This is a genomic window from Sediminicoccus sp. BL-A-41-H5 (assembly GCF_050632405.1).
In the GTDB taxonomy this organism is placed as follows: domain Bacteria; phylum Pseudomonadota; class Alphaproteobacteria; order Acetobacterales; family Acetobacteraceae; genus Roseococcus.
Genome location: NZ_CP192601.1, coordinates 35,314 through 52,564, shown reverse-complemented (window position 1 = coordinate 52,564; position 17,251 = coordinate 35,314). Strand labels below are relative to the sequence as shown.

Below are 17,251 nucleotides of genomic sequence, written 5' to 3'. Positions count from 1 at the left end.
ACACTCACGCCCGGGCCAGCACCCAGCCCAGCGCGAAGGCGGCGAGACCGAGGCCCAGGCTCGCCGCCACATAGAGCACCCCCTGCCAGGCCGCGCGCTCCCAAAGCAGCGCCGCCTCCAGGCTGAAGGCCGAAAAGGTGGTGAAGCCACCGAGCACGCCGGTGATCCAGAAGAGCCGCGCGCCGCCGCTGAGCCCCATCCCCGCCAGCACGCCGATGGCGCCGCTACCCAGCACGTTCACGGCGAGCGTGCCCCAGGGAAAGGCCGAACCCAGCCAGGCCATGGCCAGCAGCGAGATGCCGTAGCGCCCCATGGAGCCCAGCGCGCCGCCCGCCGCCACGAGAAGAAAACTCATCGGCGCTGCTTCGCCCAATGCGCGAGGCGCCGCGCGATCTCCGCCTCTTCGCCGCGCCCGGCCGGCTCGTAGAAACGCGGGCGCGCCATGCCGTCCGGAAAATAGTTCTGGCCGGAGAAGCCCTCCTCCGTGTCGTGGTCGTAGGCGTAGCCCGCGCCGTAGCCGAGTTCGCGCATCATCTTCGTCGGCGCGTTCAGGATATGCGCGGGGGGTGCGAGGCTGCCCGTCTCGCGCGCCGTCGCCTGCGCCGCCTTCCACGCGACATAGACGGCGTTGGATTTGGGCGCGGTGGCGAGATGCACGACCAGTTGCGCCAAGGCCAGTTCGCCCTCCGGCGAGCCCAGCCGCTCATAGGTCTCCCAGGCGGCGATGGCGGCCGGCAGCGCGCTGGGGTCGGCCAGGCCCACATCCTCGGCGGCGAAGCGGGTGAGGCGACGGGCGATGTAGCGTGCATCCTCGCCGCCCAGGATCATCCGCGAGAACCAGTAGAGCCCCGCATCCGGGTCGCTCCCGCGCAGCGACTTATGCAGCGCCGAGATGAGGTTGTAGTGCTCCTCGCGATCCTTGTCGTAGAGCGCGGCGCGCTTGGCCAGCAGCTGCGAAAGGCCCGCCGGGTCCAGCGGCGCGGGGTCCGGCAGCGCCAGCAGCTGCTCGGCCAGATTCAGCAGATAGCGCCCATCGCCATCCGCCATGGCGAGCAGCACCTCGCGCGCCGCGGGATCGAGCGGCAGCGTGCGCCCGGCCTCCGCCTCCGCACGGGCCAGCAGCGCCGTGAGGCCCGCCGCCTCCAGCCGCTTCAGCACCATCACCTGGCAGCGTGAGAGCAGCGCGCCGTTCAGCGCGAAGCTCGGATTCTCCGTCGTGGCGCCGATCAGCACCACCGTGCCGTCCTCCACCACCGGCAGGAATCCATCCTGCTGCGCACGGTTGAAGCGATGGATCTCATCCACGAACAGGAGGGTCCGCCGCCCCATCCGCCGCCGCTGCCGCGCCTCGTCGAAGGCGCGCTTGAGGTCCGCCACGCCCGAGAACACCGCCGAGAGCGAGGCGAAGTGCAGTTCCGCGGCTTCCGCCAGCAGCCGCGCGATGGTGGTCTTCCCCACGCCCGGCGGCCCCCAGAGGATCATGGAGGCCAGGCTGCCGCGCGCCAGCATCCGCGTGATGCTGCCCTGCGGGCCCAGCAGCTGGTCCTGCCCCACCACCTCGGAGAGCGTGCGCGGGCGCAGCCGCTCGGCGAGCGGCGCGCCCTCGGCGGGGGCGCCGGGCGCCACGGGCGGGGGCGCCTCGGGCGGGCCAAAGAGGTCGTCGGTGGGTTCGCGGCGGGGGGCCATGCACCGAGCCTAGCCCGGTTCGGCGGTGGCGACACGGGCCGCGAGGGCGCGCGGCGCGATCAGGCTGTAGCTGCGCCGCACCAGCGCCTCCACCTCCGCCCAATCCGGCCGGCCGGAGAGGTTCACGCCCACCCAGCCCTTGTGGCCCAGATAGGGCGGGCGGAAGAAGCGCGCGGGTGCGGCCTCGATCAGCAGTTCCTGGCTGCCGCGCGGCGCCTTCACCCAGATGGCGAGCGGGTCCGGCATCGCCATGCAGAAGATCTTCCCCCGCACGCGGAAGGTCGGCGTCTCCCAGGTCTCGCGCTCCTCCGCCTCGGGAAGGGCGAGGCAGATGCGCCGCAGCTGGGCGAGGCCCGCGCTCATTCCATCACGATGCGCGGGCCGGCGGCCGCGGCCGGCGCCGACACCTTCTCCCAGATCCGCGCGGCGATCGCCCGATAGGTCGCGGCCTCATGCGTGTCGGGGGCGGCGAGCACGATGGGCGTGCCCGCATCGGCCATCTCGCGGATGGCGAGCTTGAGCGGCAATTCGCCCAGGAACTCGGCCCCCAGCCGCTCCGCCTCGGCCCTTGCGCCGCCATGGCCGAAGATCTCGGTGCGGTGGCCGCATTCAGGGCAGCAGAAATAGGACATGTTCTCGATCAGCCCGAGCACGGGCACATTCACCTTCTCGAACATCTTGATGCCGCGCCGCGCATCGATCAGGGCCACATCCTGCGGCGTGGAGACGATGACCGCGCCCGCCAGGGGCACCCGCTGGGACATGGTGAGCTGCGCATCGCCCGTGCCCGGCGGCATGTCCACCAGCATCACGTCCAGTTCGCCCCACTCCACCTGGCCCATCATCTGCTCCAGCGCGCCCATCACCATGGGGCCGCGCCAGACCATCGCCGTCTCCTGCTCCACCAGGAAGCCGATGGACATGGCCTTCAAACCCCAGCGCTGCAGCGGGATGATGCGCTGGCCGACGGCGCGCGGCTTCTCCTGCGTGCCCAGCATCTGCGGCAGCGAAGGGCCATAGATGTCCGCATCGAGCAGGCCCACGCGCAGCCCCTGGGCGGCGAGCGCCACCGCCAGGTTCACCGCGGTGGTGGACTTGCCGACACCGCCCTTGCCCGAGGCGATGGCGATGATGCGCTTCACCTCGGGCAGGAGCATCTGGCCCTGGCCGGGCGGCGTGGGCCCCGGCGCGGGCCGGGTGGAGCGCGCGCCCGGCGCTTCCGGCGCCTCGCGATGCGCGGTCAGCACGACGGTGGCGGAGATCACCCCCGGCACGGCGGCGGCCGCCTTCTCGCAGGCCTGGCGCACCGGCTCCATGGCGCGCGCCCGCTCGCGCGGCACGGCGAGGGTGAACTGCACCAAGCCATCCCGCGCGGAAATGCCTTCGACCATGCCGGAACTGACCACATCCACGCCCGTCGCGGGGTCCGTCACCCGGGAGAGAGCGGCCCTGATGGCCGCGATGAGCGTGTCCGACATGATTTCTACCTTTCCTTGACCGGCGGGGCGGCACATATGCACATGCGAGGGCGAGAGCGCACCCCTCCCGGAGGGGCGTTCGAGCCTATATATGGAAGAGAATTCAGAAATGACCGTGCGGGGGTGACCCTGGCGGCCAGAGCGGAGTGTCCGGTAACGATGTCTTGGAACAATGGTGGACCGAGCCCCTGGGGCAATCCGCGTCCTCCCGGTGGTGGGGGAAATGGCGGCGGACCCTGGGGTGGACCGCCTTCGGGCCCGCCCGGCGGCGGCAATCGCGGCCAGGGGCCGGACATCGAGGAGATGATCCGCAACGCGCAGAATACCGTTCGGCGGCTGCTGCCGCGTGGTGGCGCGGGCGGCGGGAAGGCGATCGGCCTGGCGGCTCTTGTTCTGGTCGGCGTCTGGGGTACCTCCGGTTTCTATCGCGTCCAGCCGGATGAGCTTGGCGTCGTCATGCGCTTCGGCGCCTTCGAGCGCACCGCGCCGCCCGGCCTGAACTACCGCATTCCCTGGCCGGTCGAGACGGTGTCCACGCCGCGTGTCACGCGCATCAACCGCGTGGATATCGGCTTCCGGGGCGCGCCCGACACGGCGCCCGGCGGCCGCGTGATCTCGGCGCGCGACGTGCTGGCCGAATCGCTCATGCTGACGGGCGACGAGAACATCATCGACATCGACTTCGCGGTGTTCTGGCGCATCCGGGATGCGGCCGACTTCCTCTTCAACACTCGCAACCCGGAGGAGACGGTGAAGTCCGCCGCCGAATCCGTGATGCGCGAGGTGATCGGCAAGACGCCCATCCAGCCCGCGCTGACCGAGGCGCGCGCGCAGATCGAGCAGGATGTGCGGCGCGGCACCCAGGCCATCATGGACCAGTATCGGGCCGGCGTGGAAATCACGCAGGTGCAGATGCAGAAGTCGGATCCGCCGACGGCCGTCATCGAATCCTTCCGCGACGTCCAGCGCGCCAATGCCGACCGCGAGCGCGTGCGCAACGAGGCGGAGAGCTTCCGCAACGACATCATCCCCCGCGCCCGTGGCGAGGCGGAGCGCATGGTGCAGGAGGCCCAGGGCTTCCGCGACAGCCAGATCGCCCGCGCCCGAGGCGAGGCCGGCCGCTTCAACGCCGTGCTCGGCGCCTACAACCAGGCGCAGGATGTGACGGTGCGCCGCATGTATCTGGAAACCATGGAAGAGATCTTCAAGCGCAACGGCATGATCCTGGTGGATGACCGCCTGCAGGGCCTGGTGCCCTTCCTGCCGCTCGACCAGCGCGGCACCGCGCCGGCGGCCCAGCCGCCAGCGCGCCCGGCCATGCCGCCGGCCGCCGTCGCGCCGGTGATCCAGCAGCAGCAGCGCGGGGGGACCGGCCGATGAACAAGCTCGCCATCGCGGCCGGCGTCGCCGTCGCCGCCCTTTTCGTCGCGGCGTCCAGCTTCTTCACCGTGCAGCAGACGCAGCAGGTGCTGATCACGCAGTTCGGCCAACCGATCCGCGTGATCCAGACCCCCGGCCTGAACATGAAGGTGCCCTTCATCCAGACCGTGATCGTCTTCGACCGCCGCCTGCTCGATTTCGAGGCGCCGGGCGAAGAGGTCATCCTGGGCGACCAGCGCCGCCTGATCGTGGACAGCTTCACCCGCTACTCGATCACCGACCCGCTGCTGTTCTTCCAGACCGTGGGCGCGACCGAGGCCGGCATCCGCGGCCGGCTGAACTCCATCGTCACCTCCTCGCTCCGCCGCGTGCTGGCGGGCGAGACGCTGCTCGCGGTGCTGAGCGCCGATCGCGGCCGCATCATGGGTGAGATCCGCCGCCAGGTGAACGAAGAGGCACGCCGCTTCGGCATCGACGTGACGGATGTGCGCATCCGCCGCGCCGACCTGCCGGACGAGAACACCCAGGCCATTCTCTCGCGCATGCAGTCCGAGCGTGAGCGCGTGGCCCGCGAAGCGCGCGCCGAGGGCGCCGAGGTCGCGGCCCGCATCCGCGCCCAGGCCGAGCGCGACCGCACCGTGATCCTGGCGACCGCCGAGGCCGATGCCGCCATCCTGCGCGGCACGGGCGAGCAGGAGGCGATCCGCGTCTTCGCGGAGGCCTTCCAGCGCGACCCGGAGTTCTTCCAGTTCTGGCGCACCATGCAGGCCTATCGCGAGGTCTTCTCGACGGGCGAATCCCGCATGGTGCTGACCCCGGAGAGCGATTTCTTCCGCTACTTCCGGGACATGCCGGCGCGCACGGGCGCGCCGCGCTGATCCTTCTTGGGGCTGGCGCGCTGGACAGGCGCGCCTTAGCTTCCACATGACGGGCTGGGGTGGTCCGCGCCGCCCCGGCCCATTCTCTTTTCAGAGGTGCTTGCCCGATGCGGCTTGTCGCGACCGCCCTTCTCCTGGCCCTTTCCCTTCCTGCCGCGGCACAGCAGGCCACGGCCCCCGCGCCCGCGGCCCCCACGCCCTTCGTGGCGCCGGAGAGCTTCGCGCCGCTGGTGCGCAACCTGCTGCCGGCGGTGGTGAACATCTCCACCTCGCAGAACGTGGCGCCCCGCCCCGGCCGCCCCGATGCGCCGGAGACGCCGCAGGCGCCGCCGGGCTCGCCCTTCGAGGAATTCTTCCGCGACTTCTTCAACCGCAACCGCCCGCCCGGCCAGCAGAACGAAGCGCAGCCCAACCAGCCGAACCAGCCCAATCGGCCGGCGCCCCGCCGCGCGCAGTCGCTCGGCTCGGGCTTCATCGTGGATGCCTCCGGCATCGTCATCACCAACAACCACGTCATTGACGGCGCGGACGAGATCAACGTCATCCTGCAGGACAACACCTCGCTGCGCGCGACGCTGCTCGGCACCGATCCGCGCACCGACCTCGCGGTGCTGCGGGTGAGCCACACGGCCCCCCTGCCCTTCGTCCCGTGGGGCGATTCCGACACGGCGCTGGTGGGCGACTGGGTGGTGGCCATCGGCAACCCCTTCGGCCTGGGCGGCACGGTGACGGCCGGCATCATCTCGGCCCGCGGGCGTGACATCCGCCAGGGGCCCTTCGACGACTTCATCCAGACCGACGCCGCCATCAACCGCGGCAATTCGGGCGGGCCCCTCTTCAACATGCGGGGCGAGGTGGTGGGCATCAACACCGCCATCTACTCGCCGACCGGCGGCTCCATCGGCATCGGCTTCTCCATCCCCTCCAACCTGGCGCGCGGCGTGGCGCGGCAATTGGCCGAGGGAGGCCGGGTGCGGCGCGGCTGGCTCGGCGTGAACATCCAGCAGGTGACGGATGAGATCGCCGAGAGCCTCGGCCTGCGCGGCGGCGCGCGCGGCGCGCTGATCGCCCGCGCGCAGGAGGGGGCGCCGGCGGCCGCCGCCGGCATCCGCAATGGCGATGTGGTGCTGCGCTTCAACAACCAGGAGGTGCGCGAGATGCGCACCCTGCCGCGCATCGTGGCCGAGACGGCGGTGGGCGCGCAGGTGCCCGTCGTCGTCTGGCGCGATGGCCGCGAGGAGACGGTGACGGTGACGCTGGGCGAGCTGCCCACCGAGGCCACGCCCGCCTCCACCTCGCCCACGCAGACGCCCCGCCCGGATCGCCCGATCGAGCTTTCGGGCCTTGGTTTGCGCGTGACGGCGCTGACGGCGGAGCTGCGCGAGCGCTTCCGCCTGCGGCCAGAGGCGCGCGGCGTGGTGGTGACGGAAGTGCTGCCCAACACGCCGGGCGCAGAGCGGGAGATCCGCCCGGGCGACCTGATCCTGGAAGTCCAGCAGGAGCGCGTGACCACGCCGCAGGAGCTGCAGGAGCGGATCGAGCGGCTGCGCCGCCAGGGCCGCGCCACCGCGCTCTTCCTGATCGAGAGCCAGCAGCAGGGGCAGCGCTTCGTGCCACTGCGACTGGCACCGCCGCGCGGCTCGCCGGGCTGAGGCGATAAAGAAGGGGGGCTCCGGCCCCCCTTTCCCGTTCTGCCTCAGCTCTCCAGGCGGATATTGTTGTCGCGGATCAAGGCGCCGATGCGGGCGCGCTGCTCCGTAAGGAAAGCGGCGAAATCGGCCGGGCCCAGGGCCTGGATGTCCATCCCCAGATTGGCGTGGCGCTCGCGGACCACCGGATCGGCCAAGCCCTGCTGCGCGGCCTCGGCGTGCCGGGCGATGGCGGCGGCGGGCGTGGCGGCGGGTGCGAAGAGGGCCAACCACTCGTTCAGCGAAAACCCCTCATAGCCCAGTTCCAGCATGGTGGGCGTATCGGGCAGCGCCGGGATGCGGCGCGGCGTGGCCACCGCCAGCGCGCGAAGGCGGCTGTCGCGGATCAACGGCACCACCAGCGGCGTGGTGTTGAAGGTGAAGAGCGTCTCGCCCGCCAGCAGGCCGGGGATGGATTGCTGGCTGGCGCGATAGGGCACATGCGTCACCTCCAGCCGCTCGCGCTGGGTGAACATCACGGCCGCCAGATGCGACGCAAGGCCGATGCCGGTGCTGGCATAGGGCTGGCCCGGATTGGCCCGCAGATAGGCGACCAGCTCCGGCACGGTCCGCACCGGCGTCTCGGCCCGCACCACCAGCACATTGGGCAGCAGCGCGAAGAGGCAGACGGGCGCGAAGGCCGTCAGGTAGTCGAAGGAGAGGCCGCGCATCAGGAAGGGGTTGCTCACCTGCCCCGCCGCGTCGAACAGCAGGGTGTGGCCATCGGCCGCCGCCTGCGCCACCACGCCCGCGCCGATGGAGCCCGAGGCGCCGCCGCGATTCTCGATCACGACGCTCTGCCCCAGCGCGGTCTGCATATGCGGCGCGACCAGGCGCAGCGAGGCATCGGCCGAGCCGCCCGCCGGCCAGCCGGCCACGATGCGCACGGGGCGTGTGGGGGCCCATGATTGCGCATGGGCGATCGCCGGGGCGGCGAGCGGGAGAGCGAGGAGGCTGCGTCGGTTCATGCGCCTTAAATGCCGCGCGCCGCGCTATCCGTCGAGCCGAATCCCCTCGGCCGCGATCAGCGCGCCCATGGCGGCACGCTCGGCGGACAGGAAGCGCGCCAGAGCCTCCGGCCCCTCAGCCGCTGGCTCCAGTCCGAGTTCGGCGAGGCGTGGACTTAGCGCGGGCTGCATCACCGCCTCCCGCACCGCGGCGGCGAGGCGGGCGATGGTGGCGGGCGGCGTGCCGGCCGGTGCCAGCAGGGCCAGCCAATCGCCGATGGCGAAGCCCGGGAAGCCCTGCTCCGCGATGCTGGGCGCGCGGCCCGGCAGGGAATAGCCCAGCGCCAGCAGCCGCCCCTCGCGCAGCAGGGGGGCCGCCAGCGCCACGGAGGTGAAGCCCAGCGCCACATCGCCGCGCAGCAGCCCGGCCATCTGGTCGGCCCCGCCGCGATAGGGGATGTGCTCGCCGGTCAGGCCCGCGCGCCGCAGCAGCGCGGCCATGGCCAGGTGCGTGCGCGCACCGATGCCGACACTGCCATAGGCGACGGGCCACCCCTCCGCGCGCAGCCGCGCCAGCAGCGCGGCCAGCGTGGCCACGCCGAGATCCGCCCGCACCACCAACACCAGCGGCAGCGTGGCCAGCAGCGTGACGGGCGCGAAACCCGTGGCGTAATCGAAGCCGAGGCCGCGCATGAGATGCGGGTTCACCGCCTGCCCGCCGGAATCCAGCAGGAGCGTCGCCCCATCCGGTGCCGCCTGCGCCACCAGCCCCGCCCCCACCGCGCCCGAGGCGCCGCTGCGGTTCTCCGGCGTCACGGTCGTGCCCAGGATCTCCCCCATGCGCGGCGCGATCAGCCGGCCCAGGATGTCCGTGCTGCCCCCCGGCGGGAAGGCGATGACGAGGCGGATCGGCCGCTCCTGCGCGAGGGCAGGCCCGGCCAGCGGCAGCGCCAGCAGGCCGCGGCGGGCAGCCCGCACCTAGTCGAGCCCCATCAGCGCATCGATCGCCGCACTGTCCGGCATGGCGGGCGCCGCCCCAGCCTTCGTGCAGGCCAGCGCCCCCGCGGCATTGGCCCGCCGCACGGCCAGCTCCAGCGGCATGCCCAGATGCAGCGCCGCCGCCAGCACGCCGCACCAGGCATCGCCCGCGCCGGTGCTGTCCCGCACCTCCACCGGGAAGGCCGGCACGTCGAAGGCGCCCGCCGCCGTCATGACCGAGGCCCCCGCCCCGCCCTGCGTCACCGCGACGCCGATGCCCAGCGCCTCATGCAGCGCCGCCGCATCGCCGGCCCGGCCCAGCTGCTGGCCGAGCCAGGCGGCCTCGCTCTCATTCACGATCAAGAGGTCCACGCCACCCAGGGCCGTGCGGTCCATGGCAGCGGCGGGCGCCAGGTTCAGCAGCACACGGGCCCCCGCCGCCCGCCCGCGGGCGATGGCGCGGACATTCTCGGCGGGCGTCACCTCCATCTGCAGCAGGAGGATGGTGTCGTCACGCAGTTCCGGCAGCTGCGCCGCCCGTGCCAGCAGATTGGCTCCTGGCGAGACGGCGATCTGGTTCTGCCCCGCCGCATCCACGCAGACGCAGGCGAGGCCGCTCGGCACATCCTCCCCACGCAGGCCGGCCACGTTCACGCCAGCCTGGATCAGCGCCATGCGCAGCAGGTCGCCATGCTCATCCCGGCCGACGCAGCCCACGAAGCGCGCATCCGCGCCATCCCGCGCGGCGGCGATGGCCTGGTTCAGCCCCTTCCCGCCCGCGAGCGGCGCGCCCGCCTGGCCCAGCAGCGTCTCGCCCGGGCGGGGCAGGCGCTCGAGGCGAAACACGAGATCGGCGATGGCCGAGCCGAAGATGGTGACCGTCACGGCAGCAGCAGCCCCTCCCGCATGGCGCGCTCGTACAGGGCCTCGATCATGGGGGCGAAGGGAGGGCCCAGGTCAATTGCCGGTTGCATGCGCTTGAGGCTGCGGGCGCGGGTGAGACCGACCTTGGCCCAGGCGGGGGCGCCGCATTCCACCTGCTGCGCGAAGCCCTGCAGCCGGTCGCAACCCATGGCGAAGCGCGCCTCAGGGGTCTCCTGCGCCTCGAATTCCTGCCAGAGGGCATGCAGGCGCTGGCCGAGATCCGGGGGCAGCATGCCGAAGATGCGGGCCGCCGCCGCCTGCTCCCGCGCGGCCTGGGTCAGCAGCCCGGCCTCGTCAAAGGCGAAGGTGTCGCCGGCCTCGATCTCGATCACGTCATGGATGGCGATCATGGAAAGCACGCGCGCCATATCGGGCCGCGGCTCCACCTCATCGGCCAGCAGAACCGCGATCAGCGCCACATGCCACGCATGCTCGCCCGCATTCTCGCGCCGCTCGCCGGTGCGCGACGCGCGCAGCACATGCTTGAGGCGGTCGGCCAGCGCGATGAAATCGAGCAGCGCCGCCTGACGCCCGCTCACGCGGCGCGCCCCAGGACCTCCATCAGCTCGCGCCATTCGCGCTTGGAGAGGCCGCTCGTCTCCTGCGTCACCGCCTCGCCGCCCAGCATGCGGCGGATGATGGAAAGCATCTGCGAGGACATCATGACCGCGCCCATACGGTAATCGGCGAAAGCCTCATAACTCAGCGGGACCCAGGCCTTCACCGTCTCCAGCATGGCCTCGGCATAGACGCGGATCTCGTATTGCGCGTGGGAATCGGCGCGCAGGCTGAGGAAGTGCAGCAGGTTGTGCAGGTCGGTCTTCCAATACCACTGTGTGTAGGTGTTGAGCGTCAGGTTCATCCGCGCCAATTCGCGCGCGAGGCCGGAGCGCCCCTCATCCACCACCTGGCCCGAATCATCCTCGTTCAGCATCCAGGCGTAGTGGTCGTAGTTGCGCGTCGCGTCGTCGCGCAGCAGGCGCAGCACCTCGGCCGCCTCCTCGCCTTCCAGCACATCGCCGCGGCCCTGGCGGTTGCTGCTGGATTGCGCCGCGAGCTGCGCGGGCTCGGGGATATAGAATTCGCGGTCCATCACCGAATACCGCGCGGAATACTCGTTCACATTGGCCGTGCGGTGCCGGATCCATTGCCGAGCCACGAAGATGGGCAGCTTCACATGGTACTTGATCTCGCACATCTCGAAGGGCGTGGAGTGGCGGTGCCGCATGAGGTAGCGGATCAGGCCGCGATCCTCATTGGCAGCCTTGGTGCCGCGCCCGTAGGAAACGCGGGCGGACTGCACCACGGCGCCGTCATCGCCCATATAGTCCACCACGCGGATGAAGCCGTGGTCGAGCACGGGCATCACCTGGTAGAGCATCGCCTCGAGCGCGGGCACGGTGGCGCGCCGCGTCTCGGCCCGCCCTGCGCGCGCCTGTTCCAGTTCTGCCCGCTGGGCGTCCGTCAATGCCATCTGCGCAACCCTCTGATGCCGGATCACTTAGCCGAGGCCCTGGCTTTCGCCAACGCGGCACCCTATGTTGCTCAGGTCAGAGGCGGTTCGCCGCCCCCGACTATGGCGATAAACGCAGCGTGGCATAAACGTTACGGACCCGGGGGCAGTGCCCGGCGTCTCCACCACTCCAACCTTCCTTGTCGGGAAGCGTGGCACGGGGACGAAACAGGCTCGACGTGCGTGGTAAAGACGCTGCTTTTGCCCGGCATGGTACCGGCGTTATCGGACCAAATCACAAGTGCCAACGACAATGTCCGCGAGGACATGGCGCTCGCTGCCTAATAGGTAAGCGCGGTTCGGGGGGCACCGGGCAACAGAAGCCCCCCACTTTTCGCGAAGCGAAAAGTGGTCTTTGTCGTGCCCTCAGGCGCCGGGCGCGCGCTCCGCGCGCTTGGCTTCGCAAAGCTGAAGCTTTGCGCCGGGCCTATTCGCCCCGGATACGTCGTTGTCGTGCCCTCAGGCGCCGGGCGCGCGCTCCGCGCGCTTGGCTTCGCAAAGCTGAAGCTTTGCGCCGGGCCTATTCGCCCCGGATACGTCGTTGTCGTGCCCTCAGGCGCCGGGCGCGCGCTCCGCGCGCTTGGCTTCGCAAAGCTGAAGCTTTGCGCCGGGCCTATTCGCCCCGGATACGTCGTTGTCGTGCCCTCAGGCGCCGGGCGCGCGCTCCGCGCGCTTGGCTTCGCAAAGCTGAAGCTTTGCGCCGGGCCTATTCGGCCCGGACTCTCGGTATGCGGGCGGGGCTTTTCAGGGTCGGCTCACACGAGTGCAGCGCGGATCGTGGCTTCCGGAATGCCGAGGCGCGTGGCGCAGGCGGACAGGTCGCCCCAGGTCACGTCATCCAGCGGAATGCCCTCGCCGATGCGCCCGGCCTTGGCGCGTCGCTCCGGGTCGCCCGGCAGCAGCACGCGGCCGGGCGCGCTGGCCTGCACATGGTCGCAGATCGCCTGCACCTCATGCCCGAAGGTCGGATTCTCCGAGAGCCGCGCCGGATCGAGGATGAAACCCAGCATCCCGTTCACGATGCCGCGGTTGTTCGGGTTCTTCGGCTCATTCGTACCGCCGCCGGTCAGCGCACCCGCCAGAATCTCGCAGACCAGCGCCAGCCCGTAGCCCTTGTGCCCGCCGAAGGAGAGCAACGCCCCGCGCGGCCCTTGCCCATACATCACCGCCGCATCCGTGCTGGGCTCGCCCTCATGCGTCACCAGCGCGCCATGCGGCACCGGCTTGCCCGCGTTGAAGGCCACCTTCACCTTCCCCACCGCGATGGCACTCGTCGCGAAGTCCAGGATGATCGGCGCCGGCGCCTTGGGAATGCCGATGCAGATCGGGTTGGTCCCCATCCGTCCATCCGTGCCGCCGAAGGGCGAGACCACCGGTGGCCCGCTCACCGCATTCACGAAGAACAGGCCGATCATCCCCGCCTCCACCGCCATCTCCGCATAGGCGCCGATGCGCCCCAGATGATGCGTGTTGCGCAGCCCGAAGCAGGCCAGGCCATGCTCGTGCGCGGCCGCGATGCCGGCCGCCGTCACCTGCCGCCCGGTCCATTGGCCATAGCCCATCCGCCCATCCCAGACGGCGAGCGAACCGGCACCCCCCACCTGCTCGGCCACCGCATTGGGCGTGATCAGCCCCTTCTCCGTGTTCTCAACATAGCGCGGCACGAGCTGCATGCCGTGGCTGTCATGCCCCTGGAGATTGGCCTCCACCAGATCCGCCGCCACCTGGCGCGCCACCTCGGGCGCGGCGCCGACGCGGGTGAGCATCGCCGCCACGAGGTTGGTCAGCTTGTCATGGGCGAGGCGGGGCATGCGGCGTGGTTCCTCCTGGGATGAGGCGCGGATCGAACCACGCGCGCGAAGGTTCCGCCACCCGCCTCAGGCGACCTCGAAGCGGCACTCCGAGGCACCCTCTGCGTAGCACGCGACCTCCCGGCAGGCAGGGTCACCCGGCAGGCCCAACGCCTCCAGCACATAGGCCATGCCGCCCGCGAAGCTGCCCTCGAACACGTAGCAGACGCGCCGCCCCGCCCCTGCCCCATAGCCCAGCGCATAGGCGGAGTTCCGCACCACGATCCCGGCCCTCCCGGACCCGACATCAAGCGAGGCGATCTCCACCTGCCCATGCCCGCGCTGCGACATGCGCTTCAGATAGTGCCGGAAGGTCTCCTCCGGCCCCAGGCCATGCGTCTTCGCCTCCGCCCGGCACCATTGCAGCGCCGAAAGATGGCAGGATTTGTAGAGGATGGCGCGATAGGCCTCGACACCCATCGCCGCCTCGATGGTCTGCTGTATGTTCACCATGAAGTGGCGCGGCAGATACATCATGGGCAGGCCGTTGGTGGTCCAGATGCCCGTCGCGGGGTCCACCTCGATCGGCACTTCAGGCGCGGCCATGCTTCGCTCTCCTCGCTACTGGCGCGCCATCAGCGCTTCGCCGATGCCCGCGCCATCCAGTTCCTGGTCATCATCCATGGTGACGACCACCTTGGCGAGCTTGCCGGTGAACAGGAAGGGCGGCTCGTAATCCGAGACGGGCGAGCCACGGTCGCAGCCCACATCGAGCCCCGCCCAGGAGACGAAGTTGAAGAAGCCGAGCCGTGTCTCGATGCGCCCGGCCGGCACACCGTCAATCAGCAGCGTGAACTCGCTGATGCCGGGCCCGGTCGCGATGGTCGGCTTGGCCTCGCGCGTCAGCCGCCGCACGCGCAGCCCCACGATATGATCACCCGCCGGCACGGGCCGCTCCGAGGTCACGACCACATGCTCGCCGCCGATATTCATGTCATGCACGAGGTGGCCGTGGCGCAGATAGAGCGCATAGCCCGTCGTCGCATCGCCATGCGCGATCAGCACACCCTCATCCCCGCCCGCGAAGCGCGCATGGGCGTCGATCCGGTAGCTGCGGCTACGGATATCGGGCGCCACCTCCGTCGGCACATGGCCGACGCCCGCGTGGAAGACGTAGCGCTTGCGCGCACCATGCACGCGCGCCGCATTCTCGGCGAAGCGCTGGCGGAAGCGGTCATCCAGCGGCAGCACCTGGTGCTTGCGCGCCTCCTCCCACCAGAGGTCCACCAGCTCGCGCAGCTTCTCCGGATGCTGGGCCGCGAGGTCATGGCTCTCCGAGAAATCGCTCTCGAGGTGGAACAGCTCCCAGCGATCCTCCTCAAAGGGCGTCTCCGGCGTGTGATAGGCGACGGCCTTCCAGCCCTGATGCACGAGGCCGCGATGGCCGAACATCTCGAAATACTGCGGCACGGGCTTCGACGGCGCTGCGGCATCGAACAGGCTCGCGCGGAAGCTGACCCCTTCCAGCGGCATCTGCGGAACGCCGTTCACGGTGGCGGGCGGTGTGACGCCCACGATCTCCAGCAGCGTCGGCGTCAGGTCGCAGGCATGAACGAACTGGTGGCGCAGCTCGCCCCGCGCGGGAATGCCGCGGGGCCAGGAGATCACCAGCGGGTCGCGGATGCCGCCGCCATGGGTGTTCTGCTTGTAGCGGCGCAGCGGCGTATTGGACGCCATGGCCCAGCCCAGCGGATAATTCGCATAGGTCCCTGGCGCGCCGATCTGCTCCAGCCGCGCCATCTTCTCTTCCATCGTCTCCTCGCGCAGGTTGCGCGGGCCCAGCAGGTTCACGCCGCCGGTAGGTCCCCCCTCCTGGCTCGCGCCATTGTCGGAGAGCACCAGCACCAGCGTGTCCTCGCGCAGCCCCGCCGCATCGAGGAAGGCGAGCAGCCGGCCGATCTGCCGGTCGGCGTGGTCCAGCATGCCGGCGAAGGCCGATTGCAGACGCGTGTAGAAGCGCCGCTGGTCTTCGTCGCACTCCGCCCAGGGGCCGACATCGGCATTGCGCGGCGGCAGCGCGGTGCCGGGTGGAACGATGCCCATGGCCTTCTGCCGGGCGAAGCGCGCCTCGCGCTCGGCATCCCAGCCCTGCTCGAACATCGGATCATAGCCGCGGATCAGATCGGCCGGCGCCTGGTGCGGCGCATGCACCGCACCCAGCGCCATCCAGAGCAGCCAGGGCGTCTCCGGCTGCTCCGCCGCATGGCCGGCCAGGAAGCGGATCGCCTGGTCCACCAGATCCTCGGTCAGGTGATAGCCTTGCTCGGGCGAGCGCGGCGGTTCGATGGGCGAATTGTCGCGCACCAATTCCGGTGTGTACTGGTCCGTCGCCGCATCCATGAAGCCGTAGTAGCGGTCGAAGCCGCGCGCCAGCGGCCAGCCGTCGAAGGGCCCGGTGCTGCCGCTCTCGGTCAGCGGGGTCACATGCCACTTGCCCAGCATGTAGTTGCGATAGCCATGCGGGCGCAGCATCTCGGCCAGCGTGCCGGCCTCCTTCGCGATCTTGCCGCGATAGCCCGGATAGCCGCTGTCGAAATTGGCGAGGCTGCCCACGCCGGCCGAATGATGGTTGCGCCCCGTCAGCAGCGCAGTGCGCGTCGTCGAGCACATGGCCGTCGTGTGGAAGCCCGTGTAGCGCAGCCCCTGCGCGGCAAGGCCATCAATGTTCGGCGTGCGGATGGGCGAGCCGTAGCAGCCGAAATCCGAGAAGCCCGCATCGTCGAAAAGAATGAGCAGGATGTTGGGCGCGCCCTTGGGCGGCCGCGGGGCCGCGGGCCAGGCAGGCGTGGAATCCTTCACGCTGAGACCGATCTTGGGCGTCCCGCTCATGCGGCCTGTCCTTCCCTCTCCGTTGCCGGGAGCTTGGCGGGGCCGCGCCCCGCACGCAACGCCATGCGGAATTGCTGGCATTGACGCGTGATCGCGGCACACTCTCCGGCAAGAGCTGGAGGAAACACATGAAAGGCGCTCCCATCGCCCGGCGCACGCTGCTGGGCAGCCTGCTCGCGACACCCGCGCTGGCGCAATCCGGGTGGCCCGACCGGCCGGTCCGAATCGTCGTCCCCTTCGCCCAGGGCGGACCGATGGACCTCATCGCACGCCTGTCGGGCGAGCATCTTCGTGGCGCCTTGGGCCAGCCCTTCGTGCCGGATTTCCGCACAGGCGCCGGCGGCAATCTCGGCGCGCAGGCCGTGGCGCAGGCCGCGCCCGATGGCCAGACGCTGCTCGCCACCATCGACACGGTGATGACGGTGAATGCGGCGCTCTACCCCCGCGCGGGCTTCGACCCGGTGCGCGACTTCACGCCCATCGGCCTGCTGGCACGCATGGCGAGCGTGGTGACGGTGAACGCTTCCCTGCCGGTGACCGACCTCGCCGGGCTCATCACCCTCGGCAAGCAGCGGCCACTCACCTATGGCTCGGCTGGCGTCGGCGTGCCGGCACATCTCTATGGCGAATATCTCCGCCTCATCACCGGCGCGCGTTTGGAGCACGTGCCCTTCCGCGGCCTCGGCCCCGCCGTGACCGAGCTGGTGGCCGGCCGCATCGACATGGTGGTGGCCCTCATGCCGGGCGTCGCCGCGCATGTGGCCGAGGGGCGGCTGCGCGCCCTGGCGGTGACCGGAGGCAGCCGCTCGCCCTTCATGCCGGACGTGCCCACGCTGTCGGAGACCCTCGCCCCCGGCTTCGACACGAGCACCTGGTTCGGCCTCTACGGCCCGCGTGGCCTGCCGCCCGAGATCACCCTGCGCCTCAACCAGGAACTCAGCCGCTTCGCCCAGAGCGCCCCGGTGCGCGAACGGCTCGCTCAGCTCACCTTCGAGCCGGCGACGGCCACGCCCGAGGAACTCGCGCAGCTCCAGGCGCGCGACGCGGCGAGCTGGGCGCGCATCATCCGCGAGGCGGGCGTCAAGGTGGAGTAGCGGCGC

Annotated in this window: 16 protein-coding genes and 1 other RNA gene; 5 read left to right on the top strand and 12 right to left on the bottom strand. The window is 70.7% G+C overall.

The window, feature by feature from the left end; genetic code table 11:
• Positions 1–4: 4 nt before the first annotated feature.
• The 4 genes from ACQ860_RS00275 to ACQ860_RS00260 are packed head-to-tail and all read right to left on the bottom strand — an operon-like array spanning position 5 to position 3,164.
• Positions 5–355: a fluoride efflux transporter FluC gene (locus ACQ860_RS00275; RefSeq protein ID WP_431301401.1), complete on the bottom strand. Its 351-nt coding sequence runs from the start codon at positions 353–355 to the stop codon at positions 5–7.
• On the bottom strand, positions 352–1,686 hold the full coding sequence (locus tag ACQ860_RS00270; protein WP_431301400.1) for a replication-associated recombination protein A: 1,335 nt from the start codon (positions 1,684–1,686) through the stop codon (positions 352–354). Before ACQ860_RS00270 ends, ACQ860_RS00275 begins: the two co-directional genes overlap by 4 nt.
• Positions 1,687–1,695: 9 nt before the next feature.
• On the bottom strand, positions 1,696–2,049 hold the full coding sequence (locus ACQ860_RS00265) for an MmcQ/YjbR family DNA-binding protein (protein ID WP_431301399.1): 354 nt from the start codon (positions 2,047–2,049) through the stop codon (positions 1,696–1,698).
• Positions 2,046–3,164 carry an Mrp/NBP35 family ATP-binding protein gene (locus tag ACQ860_RS00260; protein WP_431301398.1) on the bottom strand — a complete coding sequence of 373 codons (1,119 nt, stop codon included), beginning with the start codon at positions 3,162–3,164 and terminating at the stop codon, positions 2,046–2,048. The genes ACQ860_RS00265 and ACQ860_RS00260 overlap by 4 nt, the downstream gene beginning before the upstream one ends.
• 303 nt (positions 3,165–3,467) lie before the next feature.
• On the opposite strand from ACQ860_RS00260, the gene hflK reads away from it, so the two are divergent.
• From hflK to ACQ860_RS00245, 3 genes are all read left to right on the top strand, one after another.
• Positions 3,468–4,544 carry an FtsH protease activity modulator HflK gene (hflK, locus tag ACQ860_RS00255; RefSeq protein WP_431301397.1) on the top strand — a complete coding sequence of 359 codons (1,077 nt, stop codon included), beginning with the start codon at positions 3,468–3,470 and terminating at the stop codon, positions 4,542–4,544.
• Positions 4,541–5,422 carry a protease modulator HflC gene (gene hflC / locus ACQ860_RS00250; protein WP_431301396.1) on the top strand — a complete coding sequence of 294 codons (882 nt, stop codon included), beginning with the start codon at positions 4,541–4,543 and terminating at the stop codon, positions 5,420–5,422. Before hflK ends, hflC begins: the two co-directional genes overlap by 4 nt.
• A gap of 107 nt (positions 5,423–5,529) precedes the next feature.
• Positions 5,530–7,074: a DegQ family serine endoprotease gene (locus ACQ860_RS00245; RefSeq protein WP_431301395.1), complete on the top strand. Its 1,545-nt coding sequence runs from the start codon at positions 5,530–5,532 to the stop codon at positions 7,072–7,074.
• 44 nt (positions 7,075–7,118) lie between these two features.
• Here the strand turns inward: ACQ860_RS00245 and ACQ860_RS00240 are convergent, their stop codons facing one another.
• From ACQ860_RS00240 to thyX, 5 genes are read right to left on the bottom strand one after another with little or no spacing between them, the layout of a single operon-like run.
• Positions 7,119–8,078 carry a Bug family tripartite tricarboxylate transporter substrate binding protein gene (locus ACQ860_RS00240; protein WP_431301394.1) on the bottom strand — a complete coding sequence of 320 codons (960 nt, stop codon included), beginning with the start codon at positions 8,076–8,078 and terminating at the stop codon, positions 7,119–7,121.
• 24 nt (positions 8,079–8,102) lie between these two features.
• Complete coding sequence (locus ACQ860_RS00235; RefSeq protein ID WP_431301393.1) at positions 8,103–9,035, bottom strand: Bug family tripartite tricarboxylate transporter substrate binding protein; 933 nt, start codon at positions 9,033–9,035, stop codon at positions 8,103–8,105.
• Positions 9,036–9,920, bottom strand: a complete 885-nt coding sequence (locus tag ACQ860_RS00230; RefSeq protein WP_431301392.1) for a ribokinase — start codon at positions 9,918–9,920, stop codon at positions 9,036–9,038.
• On the bottom strand, positions 9,917–10,498 hold the full coding sequence (locus ACQ860_RS00225; RefSeq protein ID WP_431301391.1) for an HD domain-containing protein: 582 nt from the start codon (positions 10,496–10,498) through the stop codon (positions 9,917–9,919). The genes ACQ860_RS00230 and ACQ860_RS00225 overlap by 4 nt, the downstream gene beginning before the upstream one ends.
• Positions 10,495–11,433 (bottom strand): FAD-dependent thymidylate synthase, encoded by a 939-nt coding sequence (gene thyX / locus ACQ860_RS00220; protein ID WP_431301390.1) that lies wholly within the window; start codon positions 11,431–11,433, stop codon positions 10,495–10,497. The genes ACQ860_RS00225 and thyX overlap by 4 nt, the downstream gene beginning before the upstream one ends.
• 36 nt (positions 11,434–11,469) lie before the next feature.
• Between thyX and ssrA the strand changes: the two genes are divergently transcribed.
• Positions 11,470–11,804, top strand: a transfer-messenger RNA (tmRNA) gene (gene ssrA, locus ACQ860_RS00215).
• Positions 11,805–12,227: 423 nt separating this feature from the next.
• On the opposite strand, the gene ACQ860_RS00210 is transcribed toward ssrA, so the two are convergent.
• The 3 genes from ACQ860_RS00210 to ACQ860_RS00200 all read right to left on the bottom strand — a co-directional run bounded on the left by ACQ860_RS00210 (position 12,228) and on the right by ACQ860_RS00200 (position 16,151).
• On the bottom strand, positions 12,228–13,283 hold the full coding sequence (locus ACQ860_RS00210; protein ID WP_431301389.1) for a malate/lactate/ureidoglycolate dehydrogenase: 1,056 nt from the start codon (positions 13,281–13,283) through the stop codon (positions 12,228–12,230).
• 66 nt (positions 13,284–13,349) lie between these two features.
• Positions 13,350–13,868, bottom strand: coding sequence for a DUF5943 domain-containing protein (locus tag ACQ860_RS00205; protein ID WP_431301388.1), 519 nt, complete (start codon positions 13,866–13,868; stop codon positions 13,350–13,352).
• A 15-nt stretch (positions 13,869–13,883) separates the two neighbouring features.
• Positions 13,884–16,151, bottom strand: a complete 2,268-nt coding sequence (locus ACQ860_RS00200; RefSeq protein WP_431301387.1) for an arylsulfatase — start codon at positions 16,149–16,151, stop codon at positions 13,884–13,886.
• Positions 16,152–16,279: 128 nt separating this feature from the next.
• Here ACQ860_RS00200 and ACQ860_RS00195 point away from each other — a divergent pair, with 128 nt between their 5' ends.
• A complete protein-coding gene (locus tag ACQ860_RS00195) occupies positions 16,280–17,245 on the top strand; it encodes a Bug family tripartite tricarboxylate transporter substrate binding protein (protein WP_431301386.1) in 966 nt (321 codons plus the stop codon).
• Positions 17,246–17,251: the final 6 nt, after the last annotated feature.

Bases quoted from the DNA above. Each gene is read 5' to 3' on its own strand.
- ACQ860_RS00275 (WP_431301401.1), bottom strand. From the start codon at position 355: ATGAGTTTTCTTCTCGTGGCGGCGGGCGGCGCGCTGGGCTCCATGGGG.
- ACQ860_RS00270 (WP_431301400.1), bottom strand. From the start codon at position 1,686: ATGGCCCCCCGCCGCGAACCCACCGACGACCTCTTTGGCCCGCCCGAG.
- ACQ860_RS00265 (WP_431301399.1), bottom strand. From the start codon at position 2,049: ATGAGCGCGGGCCTCGCCCAGCTGCGGCGCATCTGCCTCGCCCTTCCC.
- ACQ860_RS00260 (WP_431301398.1), bottom strand. From the start codon at position 3,164: ATGTCGGACACGCTCATCGCGGCCATCAGGGCCGCTCTCTCCCGGGTG.
- hflK (WP_431301397.1), top strand. From the start codon at position 3,468: ATGATCCGCAACGCGCAGAATACCGTTCGGCGGCTGCTGCCGCGTGGT.
- hflC (WP_431301396.1), top strand. From the start codon at position 4,541: ATGAACAAGCTCGCCATCGCGGCCGGCGTCGCCGTCGCCGCCCTTTTC.
- ACQ860_RS00245 (WP_431301395.1), top strand. From the start codon at position 5,530: ATGCGGCTTGTCGCGACCGCCCTTCTCCTGGCCCTTTCCCTTCCTGCC.
- ACQ860_RS00240 (WP_431301394.1), bottom strand. From the start codon at position 8,078: ATGAACCGACGCAGCCTCCTCGCTCTCCCGCTCGCCGCCCCGGCGATC.
- thyX (WP_431301390.1), bottom strand. From the start codon at position 11,433: ATGGCATTGACGGACGCCCAGCGGGCAGAACTGGAACAGGCGCGCGCA.
- ACQ860_RS00210 (WP_431301389.1), bottom strand. From the start codon at position 13,283: ATGCCCCGCCTCGCCCATGACAAGCTGACCAACCTCGTGGCGGCGATG.
- ACQ860_RS00205 (WP_431301388.1), bottom strand. From the start codon at position 13,868: ATGGCCGCGCCTGAAGTGCCGATCGAGGTGGACCCCGCGACGGGCATC.
- ACQ860_RS00200 (WP_431301387.1), bottom strand. From the start codon at position 16,151: ATGAGCGGGACGCCCAAGATCGGTCTCAGCGTGAAGGATTCCACGCCT.
- ACQ860_RS00195 (WP_431301386.1), top strand. From the start codon at position 16,280: ATGAAAGGCGCTCCCATCGCCCGGCGCACGCTGCTGGGCAGCCTGCTC.